General features: G+C 51.9%; 11 protein-coding genes and 1 tRNA gene. 1 reads left to right on the top strand and 11 read right to left on the bottom strand.

What is annotated here, in order from left to right; all coding sequences use genetic code 11:
• The first annotated feature begins 765 nt into the window (after positions 1 to 765).
• Positions 766 to 841 (top strand) — tRNA-Thr (locus PsAD13_RS20355).
• 293 nt (positions 842 to 1,134) lie between these two features.
• Here the strand turns inward: PsAD13_RS20355 and PsAD13_RS20360 are convergent.
• From PsAD13_RS20360 to PsAD13_RS20410, 11 genes are all read right to left on the bottom strand, one after another.
• Positions 1,135 to 1,419, bottom strand: coding sequence for a hypothetical protein (locus PsAD13_RS20360; protein WP_063319297.1), 285 nt, complete (start codon positions 1,417 to 1,419; stop codon positions 1,135 to 1,137).
• Positions 1,420 to 1,469: 50 nt separating this feature from the next.
• Positions 1,470 to 1,886, bottom strand: coding sequence for a hypothetical protein (locus PsAD13_RS20365; RefSeq protein WP_153040945.1), 417 nt, complete (start codon positions 1,884 to 1,886; stop codon positions 1,470 to 1,472).
• Between the two features lie 225 nt (positions 1,887 to 2,111).
• Entirely contained in the window at positions 2,112 to 2,375 is a 264-nt protein-coding gene (locus tag PsAD13_RS20370) for a hypothetical protein (protein WP_014286557.1), read from the bottom strand.
• A 463-nt stretch (positions 2,376 to 2,838) separates the two neighbouring features.
• On the bottom strand, positions 2,839 to 4,953 hold the full coding sequence (locus tag PsAD13_RS20375; protein ID WP_063319299.1) for a DUF6371 domain-containing protein: 2,115 nt from the start codon (positions 4,951 to 4,953) through the stop codon (positions 2,839 to 2,841).
• Entirely contained in the window at positions 4,946 to 5,269 is a 324-nt protein-coding gene (locus PsAD13_RS20380) for a hypothetical protein (RefSeq protein ID WP_063319300.1), read from the bottom strand. Before PsAD13_RS20380 ends, PsAD13_RS20375 begins: the two co-directional genes overlap by 8 nt.
• On the bottom strand, positions 5,266 to 5,499 hold the full coding sequence (locus PsAD13_RS20385) for a helix-turn-helix domain-containing protein (RefSeq protein WP_208986834.1): 234 nt from the start codon (positions 5,497 to 5,499) through the stop codon (positions 5,266 to 5,268). The genes PsAD13_RS20380 and PsAD13_RS20385 overlap by 4 nt, the downstream gene beginning before the upstream one ends.
• Positions 5,500 to 5,596: 97 nt before the next feature.
• Complete coding sequence (locus PsAD13_RS20390) at positions 5,597 to 6,277, bottom strand: hypothetical protein (protein WP_153040946.1); 681 nt, start codon at positions 6,275 to 6,277, stop codon at positions 5,597 to 5,599.
• 566 nt (positions 6,278 to 6,843) lie between these two features.
• Positions 6,844 to 7,599, bottom strand: coding sequence for an HNH endonuclease (locus PsAD13_RS20395; RefSeq protein ID WP_063319302.1), 756 nt, complete (start codon positions 7,597 to 7,599; stop codon positions 6,844 to 6,846).
• 8 nt (positions 7,600 to 7,607) lie between these two features.
• Positions 7,608 to 8,687, bottom strand: a complete 1,080-nt coding sequence (locus PsAD13_RS20400; RefSeq protein WP_063319303.1) for a CBS domain-containing protein — start codon at positions 8,685 to 8,687, stop codon at positions 7,608 to 7,610.
• Between the two features lie 153 nt (positions 8,688 to 8,840).
• Positions 8,841 to 12,773, bottom strand: a complete 3,933-nt coding sequence (locus PsAD13_RS20405; RefSeq protein ID WP_084404788.1) for an N-6 DNA methylase — start codon at positions 12,771 to 12,773, stop codon at positions 8,841 to 8,843.
• Between the two features lie 2 nt (positions 12,774 to 12,775).
• The gene (locus tag PsAD13_RS20410) at positions 12,776 to 15,514 is read right to left on the bottom strand and encodes a DEAD/DEAH box helicase (protein WP_244275199.1); all 2,739 of its coding nucleotides are present in this window, start codon (positions 15,512 to 15,514) and stop codon (positions 12,776 to 12,778) included.
• Positions 15,515 to 15,536 lie beyond the last annotated feature (22 nt).

The following is a 15,536-nucleotide window of genomic DNA, read 5'->3' on the forward strand; positions in this document are numbered from 1 at the left end:
CAGCTTGTGACCACGACAAACAGCAAGACTATTCCGGCCAGCATAAGCACGGGCAATCCAGAGAGCAGCCATAGTCAGTGCCTATCGTTTTGCACCTGCGGCGCCCTGAGTTTCACTAGAACACCCTTCGGCTCCCCAACGGGACACCTTTCGCGCCAAGCTAAGTCACCCAACAACCAAAGCTTCCACATTAGGGCAGACGCCCCGACTACCGAACAAAGAACGCTGCTCAAAAGCCCTGCAACCCAAAACGTCCACTCACAAGAGCAACCTCATCGCAGGCCCGTAAGCACCACCAATAGCAACAGCTGCCAAGACGCCAACAAAGGCAAAACTGACATTCAGCGAATATGTATGCTTCTCACTTTCAAAACTCACCGAAGCGGAAACTCACCGACACCACTCCCCTTCCATCATCCAGCTATCGCCAAGGGGGAATAAAGAAGCACAACTCACACCCAAACCGACAAAGCCAACGCTCCTTTAATCCGCCAGTGTTTTCCGGCCACCACCCCATAGGAACGCAGAAATTCCCAATACCTTTCAAACGAACGCACAAAACAACGCAGACGCGCAAACCAAGAAATTTTCTATCAATATCAATAGGCTGCATCTTCCGCATGTGGAAAAGAAGCCCCAAAACAACCAGATCAACCCCGAATTCACCCAAAAAATTCGTTCCCCTGTGAATTCTTCCAAATTTTTGCATTTTTGGGATTTACAAACCCCGCCAGCGCCCGTAAATACCCCTCCAACGAAGACGACGCCGGTATAGCTCAGATGGTAGAGCACCTGACTTGTAATCAGGGGGTCGCGGGTTCGATCCCTGCTGCCGGCACCACTCTTCTCCTTGATTTATCAGGGAAATTTCAAAGCCTCCTCCGGGAGGCTTTTTGCTTTTCTGGCTTTTGTCAGCATATGGTAAGCAAATGGGCGTTTTGGTAAGCAGGATTTCGCCCCTCCTACCCCCTCTAAATTCCCTTTCAACTTAATACTGAAAAAGCTGTGAATGCCGTCACTAGCCGTCAGACGCTAGGCATTCTGCGAGGTCTTGAGAAGTGAGAGCTGACAGTTAGTCGCCAACGGTCGTCAGCAGCTGTATTTGAAGCGCCTTGTTTCATCAGCTACTGCATGTCACTCTCTGCGATGGAAAACGAGCACCTCAGCCTCTTCCAAAACAATTTGGTTTGGCGCATCGATCCTGAAACAACGCAATGTCACTTCGCACTCAGGAAAATGCGACAAAACCTCGGTTTCAACAACAGACATTTCATCATATTCAAACGAGGAAATAGCACCGTCAAAAATTGCACGAATACTAACTCTTTTATTATCCCAAGAGCATGCAACAGCCCTAAGGCTACTTCCAATTGCCCCTAGCAATGCAGTCTGTAAACCTAGCAGCACTGTAATCCGCATGCCTCATGCCTCCATAAAATGCTCTCCAAAAGGAAGCTCGCATAATTTAACTATCGAAGAGAGTATCCACCACTCTCTAATGCGTTTTCGAGCATGTATTTAGCGTCATCGACATCGCTACTTTTATCGGAAGCAGCTTCAGAGACACCCTCTTGAATTGCTCTGGTCACGTTTCGAAGATCAGCTTCAGCTTCGTTCTGAATGCAAGCCAGATATGATCGAACTTCTGACACGTAATCATTGTACTCATCTACCGCACTTTCACAGGAATATTCATCATAACAAGAGAAATACGGTGCTGTAGGCTCATAGCAATCAGATGGTTCCCAACTAGTCCATGTCGAAATAGAGGTCATTCCCAGTTGACCTGCAAAGACAAAAGAAACAGACCAAACCAAAGCTAATTTGATCAGGGAAGCCAAAAGCATCAAACGCTTTAAAAATCTCAACATAACAAATGCCTTCATTACAAATCACTCAATGAAACTGGAGTGTAGCTGGACTGCTAGAGTATGCATTCCTCAGTTTCACTTACTCCAACAAATCACGAGATTTTGCCACCACTCCCCCTAAACTCCTTTTGTATTGATTTTCAGCATCCTTCATTTTCCTGCAAAAAAGGCCTGAGAAGCATCACGCTTCCCAAGCCAGAATATTCCGTGAGAGGCAAAGCCCCTCTTCATTCCGTATTTTTAGTCTTTGGAGACTTCCAGCGCGCAAGGTTCAAGCAGCTCGGAAATCTTCTCGCTACTTCCCTGCACATCTTCAATGTGATTGCGCACAGTATCAAACAGCGTCAGTAACGCTTCATATTCCTGTGTGTGCTCCATGCGTTCGCTCAGAACCACACTCATGGAATAAACTAGATTTTTAAGGTGGTTGGCTGTGAGGTGAAGCTGGTCCACTTCATTGCGAAGGGACGTATGGGCACATTTCTCTTTTCCAGTATCAGTCATCTAAAAACCCTCTAAGCAAGTAGTTGAAGAACCACTCAGCAGAAGGCTTCTGATGGCCCACTGGCGAGCGGGAGGTTCAGAACCTGGCTTAGACAGGCGGGTTTATTCCCCCGCAAAGGGTATTGTATTCACCGCCCTCCCGCCCATAAGCGAGAGTTTGCGCTTGAAGACTAACCCCCAAACACAAATAGACCGCGAAGTAACGGTTACGGTGACCGCTAAGCAAACAAGGTTCTGACGCCTCAAGCTGACCATGCGATGAACAACGCAAGGTGTCAATGCAAGGAAACCAAATTCTTCCACAAACCCATAGGATTAGCGGGGCTAAAAAGGGAGAACAACAACAAGAACCTCAACACCAAGCCCTCGCGAAAACCACGTAGCCGCTTGCGCCGTGGTCTCGAACTACCCGTAGTCAAGGGAAAGCCCAGGAAGGACCCATGACGTCTTGAAGGGGAAACAACTAAATCACATCCAGATAAATCAACCGCTTTGAACCCGCCGCCTTCTTCAGCACCTGAATACGCTTCTGCCTCAACAGTGGTGCTGCCCGATCCACCGCATTACCAAACGCATTTACCTTTGCTGGCCAGAAGCGAGAGCCTCTGATCTGGTCACTCACAATCATATTGAGCTCGCCCAAAAGCTCAGTTGCTGTCCCTACCCAGCTCTCACCACCTTGCCGAACCATGAGAAACTCATGGAGAGCCACCGCAACCGGATCACCTTCAAACACAGCTTCCGCCGTACCGCGCCGGTTGCTTTCATAAGCCTCAAGAAACTCACCCTCTTCCCAGCCAAGACCAGAAGAGGCAGCCACCATCAACCGCGCAAAATCCGCCATGCGTGGGTGGCGATCCAGATGCACACTCTCAATGTTGCGAATTGCTGCGCTCAACGCGTCCAGCAAAGCGCCAAGCATTCGCGGTTTGAGCTGCTCCCATTCTTGCCAGAACACCTCTTCCGGCTGACGACCCACCTCATCAATCCGCTTGAGGCGAACAGAAAGCGCCCGCTCTGCCAGATCAGCCCGCTCAGTCAGTGCAGGAATGCCATTAAGCAGCACAGGCCGCGCTCCTTGGAACCAATAGGCATCGCCATCCGTATGCAGCTTGCGAGAGATAAATCCACTCCCTGTCGCCATCCGGCAAATCGCATCAGAGAGCCAGCCTTCCATTTTCGAGACATTGTCGAAGTTTAGTACATGCCCGTTTTGCGCCATCACCATAAGATCTCGCTCATCCTTGGGAAGGGAAGACGCAGCAACCGCACAGGGATCTGTGATGGACCGCAACAGCCGCGCCATAGTGCTCTTGCCGCTGCCTTGCTCCCCACCAAGTGCAAGAACCGGATAGCTGCGGCTACACCCCCACAAAGACGCGACCATCCAGCCAAGAATGAGTTTGCAATCCTCTTCCTCTGCATTGATGAGGTGGTGCATCTCTTCAATTCCATGCCCTTTTTCAGGTACGGGTAAGGGCGACATAGTCTGCTTACGGATGAATTTGACGGGAGGATTTTGTATCACCTCCCACCCGTCACGGGTGATATGGACCGCTCTCCAACTCTCATCTGCCAGATCCAGCCAGCTTTCCCCATCCTGCCAGCCAGTCCGCATATACGGCTCATGGCAAGCACCTTGCTCCAACGCCCGCACCTCAAACACCCGCAAGGCATCGCCTAGATTCTGCGTTGAAGGTGCAAGTCCGGTCTTCTCATAATACCGCCCCACCAACCAACGCTTGAAACTTTGGCTCTCAACCGCCCAATGCTCATAATGATCATTCACAAGCACAGTGGCAAAAGCATCTTTTTGCGGAGAATGCCAAAGCTCCACATCCTGCGCGACTGAAAGCAAACTCACACCACGCGCACGTGGCTTAGCTTCGGGTCTCTGTACGTCCTCTACCTGAGAAGACAAAACGAGGTCCTCAGCTTGTTCTGGTGTCCATTCATCCGCCAAAGCGTCAGCCGCATCCCAGCTTTTGGGAACACCATCAGGCGGCACAAGAACCGTTACAGATGCAGCCCCAACCTTCTCAAGACAGCTGACAACTTCATCAGCAAACTTCAGCCCTGCCTCATCCGCATCAGGCCAGATAATAACCTCACGACCTGCAAGTGCCGACCAATCCGCTTTCCTGGCTGCATTCGATCCACCGGGAGAGCTGATACAAATATGTCTCAGTAACAACTGCCTTGCTGCATCTGCTGCCTTCTCCCCCTCCACAATAACAATGCGTGCATCTGGAGCCTTTGCCAAAAGATCCAAACCATACAGCGGCCTCGGTTGCGGCCACGTCTCCCACCGCCATTTCAATTGCTCACCAACTTGGAACAAGCACAGCGGACGAAAGCTCTTACCTTCATCGGCCTCATCAAACCGGCAGACATACCCAAGCACCTCATCCGCTGCATCCCGATATGTCCAGCGCTGCGAAGGTACTCCTAACTTAGGATGGAAAGCAGGTGGCTCCGGTGCTTCATCTGGCACCGGTACCACAATCGCCTTTTGTGGCTGCGTTCGATTGGATTTGGTTACTTGGTCTGTTTTGATTGGAGCAAACGGATCACTCATAAGCATCCACTCCAATCATATCTGCTAGATTGCATGCAGCTTGCTTTTGCGAGAGCGAAAACAAATAGGCCCCAAGACTAATAAAATCTCGCCCGCCTTCACCGGTCGCAAAGTCACACCACAAGCCTGAAGCTACATTGATCTTGAAGGAACCAGCCCGCCGATCCATCCGGCGCGGGTTCTTCACGGTATACTCGCAGCCACAAAGTCGCCCACCGGGGAGCCATTGCCTGCAGATGGTATCACTATGCAATAAAGCCGCTCTGGCAATGCGCTCAAAAGCTATTCGAGGCCTTCGTTTATTGCGCCACCTCATGACCTCGCCTCCACTTCACTCGTGGAGCTAGTTAGATGAGATTCAATCCAATTCTGAATATCAGAAGGCCGATAGCGTACCGATTTTCCCATCTTCACATAACTTGGCCCGCCGCCACGCACCCGCCACGCCTGTATGGTCCGTATAGAAATTCCAAGATAATCCGCCGCCGCCGCTTCTGTAATCAAAGCGTTCTCAACGCTGTTCAGTTCCGTCCTCATAACCATCATCTCCGCTCATTTACGATGAGGAAATGCTGGTTGGATTCCACCTAAGGAAATAGGCGACACGATTATTCAGTGCAGGTGTTTTAATTTATGTCCCTGACTATTTTGAAGAAATACGACCTGCTTGTTTAAATGACTGAGGCGCGTAATCAGCCCACAGACGATCAAACTGACGCCCACTTACTCCAGGGAAACGCTGCAATACGTCCTTCCTAACATGCGCTTTCTTTGATCGTGACTGGTCCCCGAGCGCCTCCAGAAAACGGATAACTTCAGCCTCAACAAAACGGTCTTTACTATCAGGTTTTGTCTTACTGCTTTGAGCCACAAACATCGTCAAATCTTCGGCCAGCACTTGCCGCTGATCACCGTCAATGCGCAAGAGTTCATTTCGGCGCCATGAGACATATGAAAGCTCAGAACACCAATAAGAGGCAGGAACCACGTGGGCATCCGCTAAGGCTCTATCGCGACCTTTCACTATGAGCTCACCACGCTGTAGTGCAGATATCAGAGCCAAATACGTTTCAAAAATCAGCTGAGTTGCCAGCTTTTCTTCTGTTCTCTTGGGAGCCTTGCCGCTCTCAAGGATTTCCATCAATCCATGATCATCCAGCCACTCGAGAAGAACTGTTTTCTTGTGATGTTGAGTTAAAGTTCGAAGATCAGCAGTTACAGGCCAACAGCTATGCGAGAGATAGGAAAAATAAGAACAAATGCCCTCGAGCGTCCAATCGTAAACTGACGCAACCACGCTTGCATCATAGATTGCTTCACTCACGTCCTCTCGATCAAACAGCAATCTGCCGAAAGCATCTTTGAAGATAAGTCCTTCGACAAGCGTCAGATCACACCCTACTATATCCCCCATCAGATCTCCAAACCTTACAATGACGAAAGCCGCTATAGGCTAGCCCGTATTGAGAAGTAACGCTGCTGAAAAAAAATCGCTTAACACCGTATAAAGCGAACGGGAGCTTATTCTCGAAAAACAGGGGCCGACTGCAGCCATTTGGGCATTTCCATCATGGGTTGAAAAAAGATCCGGAGGTTGATGCAGTAAAGCTTTGTAAGGGCTCGCGTCTCAAACCAGTTCATGTTCGAGGAACGTACGTTCTGCCTAACTGCGGTCATTCATCAGAATACAGGCTCTAGAAGGTGCGGCATGGTGGTTTAGCTGCACTTGCCACAGGGATTACACCGCTAGAACAGTTTCGCTATTTCCGCTTGTGTGCTTTTCCTGTACATCCGAAGAGTGGGACGAAGTTTAACCTTTAGGTGCATGAGGTGTGACCTTCTCATGCCTTTCATCTCCGCTCTGTTTAGTCAACTTCTGAGCATAACTACTCACCCAGAGAAGAGCTTCCGATGATGCTTCATATATTCCTGATGCCGATCTGTTAAGGGCAATCTTATATCGGCCGTTCCAAGACAGGTTTTCGCTTCAGTTGAGATAAGTGCACTGAGCTTCACTTGACCATCCTTATCGAATGTCAATAGTCTATCATCAAAGGCCGCGTCCCACAGAGCTGACAGAAGCAAACCATTGTGCACATCCAGCCGTTCTTCGTCACTGTCGCAGTCCCTCCAAGGCTTAATATGCGAAGCCTTAAGAAGAGATAGATCAGTTATGCCGGTAAGTGGGCACCGGCCTTGCCAGTAGTCGATCAGCCGTTCTCGGAAGATATCCTGTCCTATACGCTGCACAACAAGACGTTCTGCCTCGGTTGTCTTTGGTAGCCCACGAGTTCTGCGCTGATACTCTTGCAGCGGAGCGTCCGGCAGGCTAACGGCCAAGCTATAAATACGCGGCATTACTTCGTAGAGTTCGGCAAGCGTATCAAAGCAGAACCGAGCGAGACCAGGCCCTTCAACATCGCTTGCGTCTAAATCAATTTCGGTGATTACGCCCGCATGGTCCATTGCGATCAACCAACCGCCTGCCGCCTCTAACGCTAACCAGATCGCGCCTTGCGCAGTTGTTGAGGTATAATGATACCAACCTTCGGATTCCCCATGACTTCGGCGAAATCCATTCTGGAATGCGGCTTTATCGCATTCCTGTTGTGATACGAATGACTTAACAACCTCTAACCTAGTCATCTTACATTTCACGATTTTGCAAATTGATCAAGTTGTTCCAATAGTCGTGAGAGCCGATGTAAAGGCGCTAAATCTCCATCATCAACGACGTCAGGATGAAAATGCATTATTTCATTTCGTAACTTTCGGACTTCGTCCAGTTCCTTACAGAACGTCTTTCGGCAAGCAACGAAGTTGAGTTTCTCCCAATTTTCTTCTTTTCCGAAAATTCTCTGATATTCACCGAAGGTCAGCTGAGATACTTTTGTGATACTTGCATTGCGCTCCGCGTCATCTCTGTCACAGGCGGCGCGTACAGTATCTAAGTCAAATACGTTGTCTATTAAGCGGCGGATTTGATGCTCGATACGGCCTAACAGCAGGAAAGGCTCAGACAATCCCTGAAACTGCTCACTCAGATCTGTCGCAGTGACGATACCTATAATCGTGCGGTCGCTCGATGAGCGCACATAAACATACTCTCGCCGTATGATTATCTTCGTCGCCTCAAACAATGAATCCGCATCAGAAACTTCAGAGGCCTGCTCCATCGCGTCTGAAACTTGCTGAAGTTCATTTCTCTGACTCAGCCGACGTCCGATCGACTTCCAGCTGATTGTCCCTTTTAAATCTCGCGAGCCGGTCATCACCGCTAGCTGAGAATAATCATAGGCCAGCATCAAAGTTACAGCTTTTTCAATAGAGTCTTGCGGATTTACATAGATTACGCCAGAGTTTGCAGCTTCGAGCATACGAACCAGATGCGTCATGTCGGAAGGACTAGCTTCCTTCGTTACTTCATCTGTCTTCATGGAGATGCCTTCAGACTTAACCGTGGCGGATTGGCTTGCCTCGTCATCAGGTTCTCTTTGTCGAAAAGTTACAGGCGTATCAATCCATGTTGTTGTAAAATGTGGGTCTGTTCGTAGGCCAGCAGCTGCCAACTCTGCTTCGATACGATCAACAACGCCAGAACCTCGTCGACGGGTTCCAAACCAACGCAACAGTTCACGGACGCTTGCCTTTGGCTCCTTACCTGCATCTACATCCTGCTTGACCTCTTCAAGTTCCAGTATTTTTGATCCATCTATTGGTTTCATTTGATCCATAAGGTCACATCCCCAGCATCGTGAGTTCGCCGTTTGATTCCACTCGGTCCCACGCGGCTAAGACGAGGCGGTCGTTACAATATTTTCCGTGGGTGCGGATTTCCTTTTCCTTCATGACACAGAAGGTCTCCAAGCAGACATGGCCAATCATCACTAGGCCACCCTGGCGGTCGCCCCCGGATGGCAGAGGCTGGGATCTGCGGGGGGTGGGTTCAATGGTGTTTCGTAGGCGATGCCCAACTTCTTGGCGTCGGCCATGGCATCGTATGCTGCCAAGACGAGACGCTTAGTGCGGAACTCCTCGTGATCACGTTCTTCATATTTCCGAAGGACTGTGAACGAGTCGATTACCCATGCAGCTTGTTCCTCGTCCAAGCCATACAAGTGCAGGATCGCCGCATCGATTTCGGCTTGTAGCATTTGACGGCGTAACGGATTCCATCGAAAAGGCGGTAGTTCCATGCCGATGCTTTTCGCGAGGCTTTCGAGCTCCCAATTTGTATAGAAAAGTTCAAGGGCGCGCTCATTAATCCACGCCCCTACCTTCTTTCCAAGCCAGGCTGGTGTCTCGTCAAGCTTCGCGAGCTTGAGCATTGGCAATTGCTCGACAACGAAGAATGTCATCCTGTTAGATTTCTGCCTAATGGCGTAGTCCACTACCAAAGTCGACAAGACCGCAGAGAGGGACAATGAATTCTCCGAGCCTAGCTCCGTCGAGATATATGGTGAGGCGTGGCCCATTGCAGATTTAGGAATGATGGTACCAACAAAGGTCCTTTCAGAGGGGCCCACGTCTCTCCACGAGAAAAACCACTCCTTTCCAGCATCCTCTGCCAAGGTCCGCTCAGTGAGACGAGCATCAACCCAATAACGCGGCTGGATCTGATACTTCTCTGATCCGTGCTGCTCTTGCGAAACTCGGGGCAAAACACCTTTGTTGGCTTGCTGTTCTGTTTGGTTTTCATATGTTCCGTATCGATGATCGAAATGCCAGAACATCTTGCCTTCGTAGAGAGGGTAGACCTTTCTGCCATCACGAAGAATCGCGAGCGCACCAAGTCGCTTAGATTCAAAATGCTCAACCTGGTCATGGTCAATGAAATATCCAGAATCCGTGGCCATATTGAACAAGGTTTTAAACGTCAGTTTCCAGTCGTTACGTTCAATTTTATTGCCCGACTTCTCGATCAAGACGGGTGCCGAAGTATGAATGGCAGCCGTCACTTTCGCATCTTTTGACCAGCGGAACGCAGGAAGGTTCAGAGTGTTAGGATTAATCGCCTGAATTTCGTCAACTGTTAGAGTATACCGTTTTTCAGGATCCAGAATCTCAGCGGGCTGCCGAATGTGAGCAGTGAACCAAGGTCTTTCTATCTTAATGCTCCGACCTGCCATGGTAAGCAGGCCAAATTTGACCTTGTTCGTGATGTGCGGAAAGATCAGGTCTTCATTTTCAAATCCGTAGAAGGAAGCCAGTGACTTATTAGTCAGCAGCTCCGCCAAAAAGTCACGGTACGTGAAGCCGCTGACCAAACCCGTAGGAATAATTAGAGCAGCAAATCCCTGCGGCTTTGAAAGAGCCCAGAATAAATCTGAGAAGACTGCATAGGTGTTAACCTTGCCTGGACTACCCAAAGGAAACCGACCGCTCTCTTTGAGGAAATTCACCTCGGTAGCAGCAGCGCGAAGAGCGTCCTGCCATTTGGCAAAGGCCATCGGTTCGTCAGTTCTGAGCGCCTCAATCATCTTCTTTCGTTTTGAAGCATTTTTCGCAGTTGCTATTTCTGGATGAGAAAGAGCAAATATTTCTTGCTCTTGAACCTCAACGCGCTCCCAAGGCGGGTTGCCGAGGATAATGTCGAACCCACCTCGTTGCATGATATCTGGAAACTCTAGCGGCCAATGAAAGGCGCGTGCGCGACGGGCAGTCTTGGGCGCGTCCACCATCGCCTGACGAATTTTGCCCTGATTGAGCGCCATCCACAGTTCTTCGGTTGTCGGAACAGCTCGCTCGGAAGGCCCAGTCGGCGCGCTACCAGTCTTCGGCAGCAAGAACGCCGCCACGAAGAGGTCACAGGCTGCCTTTGCCCGTACGAACTCCTGTCCCTTGCGCAATTGTTTGAACCGCTTGGACTTTGCCCCGATCTCTTCGAGTGTATCCTCGGGCAAATCGCGGAAGCCTGAGAAATCCAGAGCCAACGGCTTGGTTTCAGGCAGTTTGTTGAGTCCGGACCCAAAGTCGAACCCGCCTTGGCCTTTCACGGTCGCTGCGTTGATTTTCTTGTAGATGCTGGCAATATCCTTGTCGTCGCCGGTCAGCGGCTTGTAGGCGGCATCGGGGATGCCATCCTCCAGCACCTTCAGGTCGAACACCCCGAGCAACGCATCGCCACAGCGGATCTGCGCGTCGAAGAAGCCGAGGGGAAGGCCGGGGTCCACCGTCTCGATCCAGAGCGCGACCTTGGTCAGCTCCACCGCCATCGGGTTGCGGTCCACCCCGTGCAGGCAGGAGCGCGCGACATCCCGCAGGGCATGGCGGAAGTCCGACAGCGCGGGCGTGCCCTCGGCCCTATGGCGGGCAAGGCGCGTGGCAATGCGGCGGGCGGCGGCCAGCAGAAAGTGGCCCGATCCGCATGCAGGGTCGATGACGGTCAGCTTGAGCAGTTTGTCCGGCTCGGTCTTGTCCAGCACCGGGTCGAGCGCTGTGTCGAGCAGCGCCTGAACGAGACTATCGGGCGTGTAGTAGGAGCCGGTCGTCTTGCGCTGGTTACCCTTCTGCTCGGCCGTCTCGGAGGCGAAGAGTAGCGTCTTGCCGTCATCGCCCAGCTGGGGTTGGAGTTCGAGGAGGGACTCGTAAACCGAGCCCAGTTCCTCGGTTTCCATCACCCTCCAATTGACCGGAACCATACCGTTCTTATCCGCGAGCCAGGAGAGGCGGTAGAGCGCCTCCATGAAGGCTTTGTTGCGCAGGCGGGCGGTCTCCAAGTGGGGTAGACGATCTTCTGCAAAGAGACCGCCAAGCGCCGGGAGGCCGAGTGCCTGCTGGCCATGCGCGAGTGCCTTGAAGACGATCTTGACGCCTTCGTAGCGGTCATGGTGCTTGTCCCAAGTCGCAGCGCGGTAGCATTGCTTGCGTAGGGCAGCGAGCGAGTAGCCTTGGGCATAAAGTGCGCGGGCATCAGCCTTGGAGTTGGTGGGGTGAAGGAGGCTCCGATCCTCTGCCACCATGAGGAAGATCAGCCGGTAAACGAGGCGAAGAAGTTCATTGAACCACTCGGTCAGGTTCTCTTCGCCGGATTGTAATTTTGCAGCAAGATCAGGATTGGCCTCAAGAAAACCCGAGCCCAGCACTTTCAGAGCGATTTGCACTTGACCTGCCAGACGATCACGGGCTGCCTCACCTTCCTTCGAGCCAGCTTCACGCCAGCGCTCTAACGCGCAATCCGTGGCAGGCGTATCTGTGGCACCGAACCGGGAACGGTGGATCAAAAGCCATAGCGCGGCGAAGGAGGCGATATCCTCGTTCGTAAATATCTGCGCGAGGTCGGCCTCGATGTAAGCAGGGCGTGTCAGAGAGGCATTGTCGCGCATCAAACGCAGTTGCATTCCGTTGGTCGCAATGCCCCACAATGCCTCGTCTTTATCGTTCAGATAGTCCTGAAGCGCGAATGCTGGGGAGCGAGAGCGGTCCGTTGAAAGCGTAGGGCTACGACGGTCCAGAACTTCTGCGGGTGGGACCACTACGACCGGTACACGGTTGGATGCAATCAAGGTTACCGGTGCATCAACCTCCCTTAAATCGGCATAACCGAAGGTTTCCTTAAAGAACTCTGCGATGTAGCGCGTTGTTGCGGATGCAGACGGGTGCTCCATCTTAGCGAAAGCATCGAAATGCGATTGCCCAACGCGGAATGCTGTGGCTATTTCTTCGCGGATCTGTAGCCCTTTGCGGACCGAGTACTCCTCAGGTGTTTGTTCTGGTGCCTGACGTTGATCGATCTTGGCGATCATCGCTGGAGCAATCAGGTTGCCTTCTAGATTCAAAGAAGGCCAGGCCGACATGTCCGTAATTGTTTTGCGCACCATGTTTATATCTCCCCCGGAACAAGAACGAAGAGACCGATGACGTCTGGGGGAATAATCGGTTCAACACTGACACGCGACGCAGACCCAGCGGCGATACGTAGACGGGCATGGTCTTCAACTAGCTCAGCTGCACGCTTCTGCACAAACTCAGCAATTGGGCCATTGAGTAGTTCTGGAAGGGCAGCCTTTGCTGTATTAATCATTCGATCGCGGGCGACTGGTGCCAGATCGGCGGTTGCAGGGGAAGCGAGCAGCTCGCGCGCTTTGTTGCCAGAAGCAATCACAGTATTGCTGTTGAGAGCAACGAGCGCGGCTTCCTCTGCCAATAGCAGACGCTCGCGTCGGGCATGAACCGTGAGCTTGTAGCGAATGCGTAATAGCGCAACACGCGTCATCTGAGAGACGACGACACTCGGCCAGGCACCAACACGACCGATGCCCAGATCTGGCAGCGCTTCAGTATCAAGAGATGCTTCAAGAAGGCTTTCCGCCAAAGACGACGTGAGCGGGTGCGTTCTGGTCAAAAGAGAAGCCCCTGCGGGTGTCGGTTCTTGAGTCGCAAGTTTGATCGAGCCTTTAAGGCCACGCTGCTCCAGCTTCTCTTTGAGACTGTCTTGGAGGGCGTACACATGGGCAGATAGCAGCGATTTCTTCTTTTCAAGGGGTACCCCAAACCGAGACATTGCTCGCTCTAGAAATTCGAGTGTTTCCACTGGAGAACCCAACAGGGATTTCACCTTGTCCCATTCCGGGGCAACTTCGCTCGGCTTCATAACATTTTGCGCAAATCGAGCCCGTGACCGCTTTTCGTTTTCGCTCGCATCCCGCCAACGAGTATCCATAACTTGCATCCCGTTGTCGAGTTGTAGGTCCAGCGTCAACTGCTTGTAGTTACCACTGCCTTGGCGAAGCATCATCGCGGCCATCAAAGCGTCAGTAACAGGGCCCCGCTCATCGGGAAGCGGAACGGTCACACCGGTCGCTTCGCGGATATCCTCGGCCTTCCGAATAATGACGTCCAGCACAGCACCATCGATCGCGCTATCTGGTGAAAACATCATGATCGAGCGAACGAGTTCGGCGGGTTGTCCGAAACGATCCACGCGACCCTCGCGCTGTTGGTGGCGCGTGGGGTTCCAGGACAGATCATAGTGGATCACGGTATCGAATAGCTGTTGAAGATTTATCCCCTCCGACAAACAGTCAGTCGCGACAAGAATACGTTGATCCTCAGTTTCGCCTTCTCCTCCCGCCATCTCCGCGACGCGGTCACGACGTTCGTCCGGCGTCAACTCACCGGTGACAGCTTGCACCTTCAACTTGGGGAAGGCCTTGCGAAGCCCTTCTTTCACATGTTCCGCAGTCGCTATGTAGCGACAGAATACAACAGGATTCGCTCGTTCCTTGATCAAAGGTTTGAGGGCCCTGATAAGGGCTTTCAGTTTTGGATCATCTGCGGAAAGAAGTGCGCTGGCCTTGTCGAGCAGCCCTTGGAGAGCGTGATCACTGGAAAAGACAGTATTGGGCTCAATGTCGATGGCATCTTCGTCATCGCCATCCTCATCATAAATCTGTGGCTCGAGGCGTTCGTCTTTATTCGATGCCCGATTTCGCAACGCTCTTATCGCTGCTGCGGGAGACGATCCGACACAGCGCATGAGCGCCAGAGTGCCCCAGAAGGCAAGGCGGCGATCCGTTTGCCTATCTCCCGATTGCGATACGATGGAGAAGCAATAATCGAGTGCGGCCTCTTGGAACGCTCTATGTTCGTCGTTCAGACGGTATGAGTATTCGGTAGTTTCGTGCTTAGGGAAGGAACGGTTCTCATCCCAGTCACCATCCACTAGGTCGACGCGCCGCCGCTGTACAAAGTGTTTAACAAGGCGCTCACGGTACTTTTGGTTGTCGAAGTTCACGGCCCCAAACTCTGTGTCTATCAACGATAGAAGCCGAGCAAATGCTGCTTCGTTTCCGGAATGGGGTGTTGCAGTAAGCAGTATCAAGCGTCGCGCCGGATCACGTGCAAGCCCTTGCAGCAAGTCGAAGCGCTGCTGTTTCCCTTTGTGGGTGCCGACGCAGGCATGGGCTTCGTCCACGATGACGAAATCCGGACAGGCTCTGGCAAACCCGTCACGACGCTTTTCAGCTTTGATGTAATCGAGGCTGACCACCGTAAACGGATATGCATCGAAGAGGGTTTGTGCCAAAGGCAGATTCCGCTCTAGTCGAGCGGCGCTCCCAGACGTAACGGCCACTGCATTGATGCCAAATCGATCTTTGAGTTCAATGATCCACTGATCCACAAGGGGTGGAGGGCAAAGAACGGAGAATGCATCGACTTCTCCGCGGTCCATGAACTCACGAAGGATGAGGCCAGCCTCGATCGTCTTCCCGATGCCAACATCATCAGCGATCAGAAGGCGTGGTACCTGCAGACGGAGGGCCATCAAAAGCGGAACAAGTTGATAGCAGCGTGGTTCAAAAGCGAGCTGTGCAGCTGATCGGAAAGGGCCAGCGCCTCTGCGAAGGCTAAGCCGCAGAGCGTCAGCAAGGAGAGTAGCTTTCGACTGCACCGTCGCGCGCGCATCATTGGGCAAGTCAAAGCGAGCAGCTTCAACCGAGGTCAACTCCAGATCTGGCGCAAGAACCACGATGTCTTTTTCATTGCCCGAAAGTGGACGCAGAGCGAGCAAATCTTCTCCGGCTGTAGGCAATGCGACCCATTCTCGGCCGCGCGCCATTACGAGATCTCCAGGTGTAAAT

The organism is Pseudovibrio sp. Ad13 (assembly GCF_001623225.1).
Classification (GTDB): domain Bacteria; phylum Pseudomonadota; class Alphaproteobacteria; order Rhizobiales; family Stappiaceae; genus Pseudovibrio.

What these genes read in the sequence shown, in the direction of transcription:
- PsAD13_RS20410 (WP_244275199.1), bottom strand. Translation starts at nt 15,514, where the DNA reads ATGGCGCGCGGCCGAGAATGGGTCGCATTGCCTACAGCCGGAGAAGAT.
- PsAD13_RS20405 (WP_084404788.1), bottom strand. Translation starts at nt 12,773, where the DNA reads ATGGTGCGCAAAACAATTACGGACATGTCGGCCTGGCCTTCTTTGAAT.
- PsAD13_RS20375 (WP_063319299.1), bottom strand. Translation starts at nt 4,953, where the DNA reads ATGAGTGATCCGTTTGCTCCAATCAAAACAGACCAAGTAACCAAATCC.
- PsAD13_RS20385 (WP_208986834.1), bottom strand. Translation starts at nt 5,499, where the DNA reads ATGATGGTTATGAGGACGGAACTGAACAGCGTTGAGAACGCTTTGATT.
- PsAD13_RS20370 (WP_014286557.1), bottom strand. Translation starts at nt 2,375, where the DNA reads ATGACTGATACTGGAAAAGAGAAATGTGCCCATACGTCCCTTCGCAAT.
- PsAD13_RS20365 (WP_153040945.1), bottom strand. Translation starts at nt 1,886, where the DNA reads ATGAAGGCATTTGTTATGTTGAGATTTTTAAAGCGTTTGATGCTTTTG.
- PsAD13_RS20400 (WP_063319303.1), bottom strand. Translation starts at nt 8,687, where the DNA reads ATGGATCAAATGAAACCAATAGATGGATCAAAAATACTGGAACTTGAA.
- PsAD13_RS20360 (WP_063319297.1), bottom strand. Translation starts at nt 1,419, where the DNA reads ATGCGGATTACAGTGCTGCTAGGTTTACAGACTGCATTGCTAGGGGCA.
- PsAD13_RS20395 (WP_063319302.1), bottom strand. Translation starts at nt 7,599, where the DNA reads ATGACTAGGTTAGAGGTTGTTAAGTCATTCGTATCACAACAGGAATGC.
- PsAD13_RS20380 (WP_063319300.1), bottom strand. Translation starts at nt 5,269, where the DNA reads ATGAGGTGGCGCAATAAACGAAGGCCTCGAATAGCTTTTGAGCGCATT.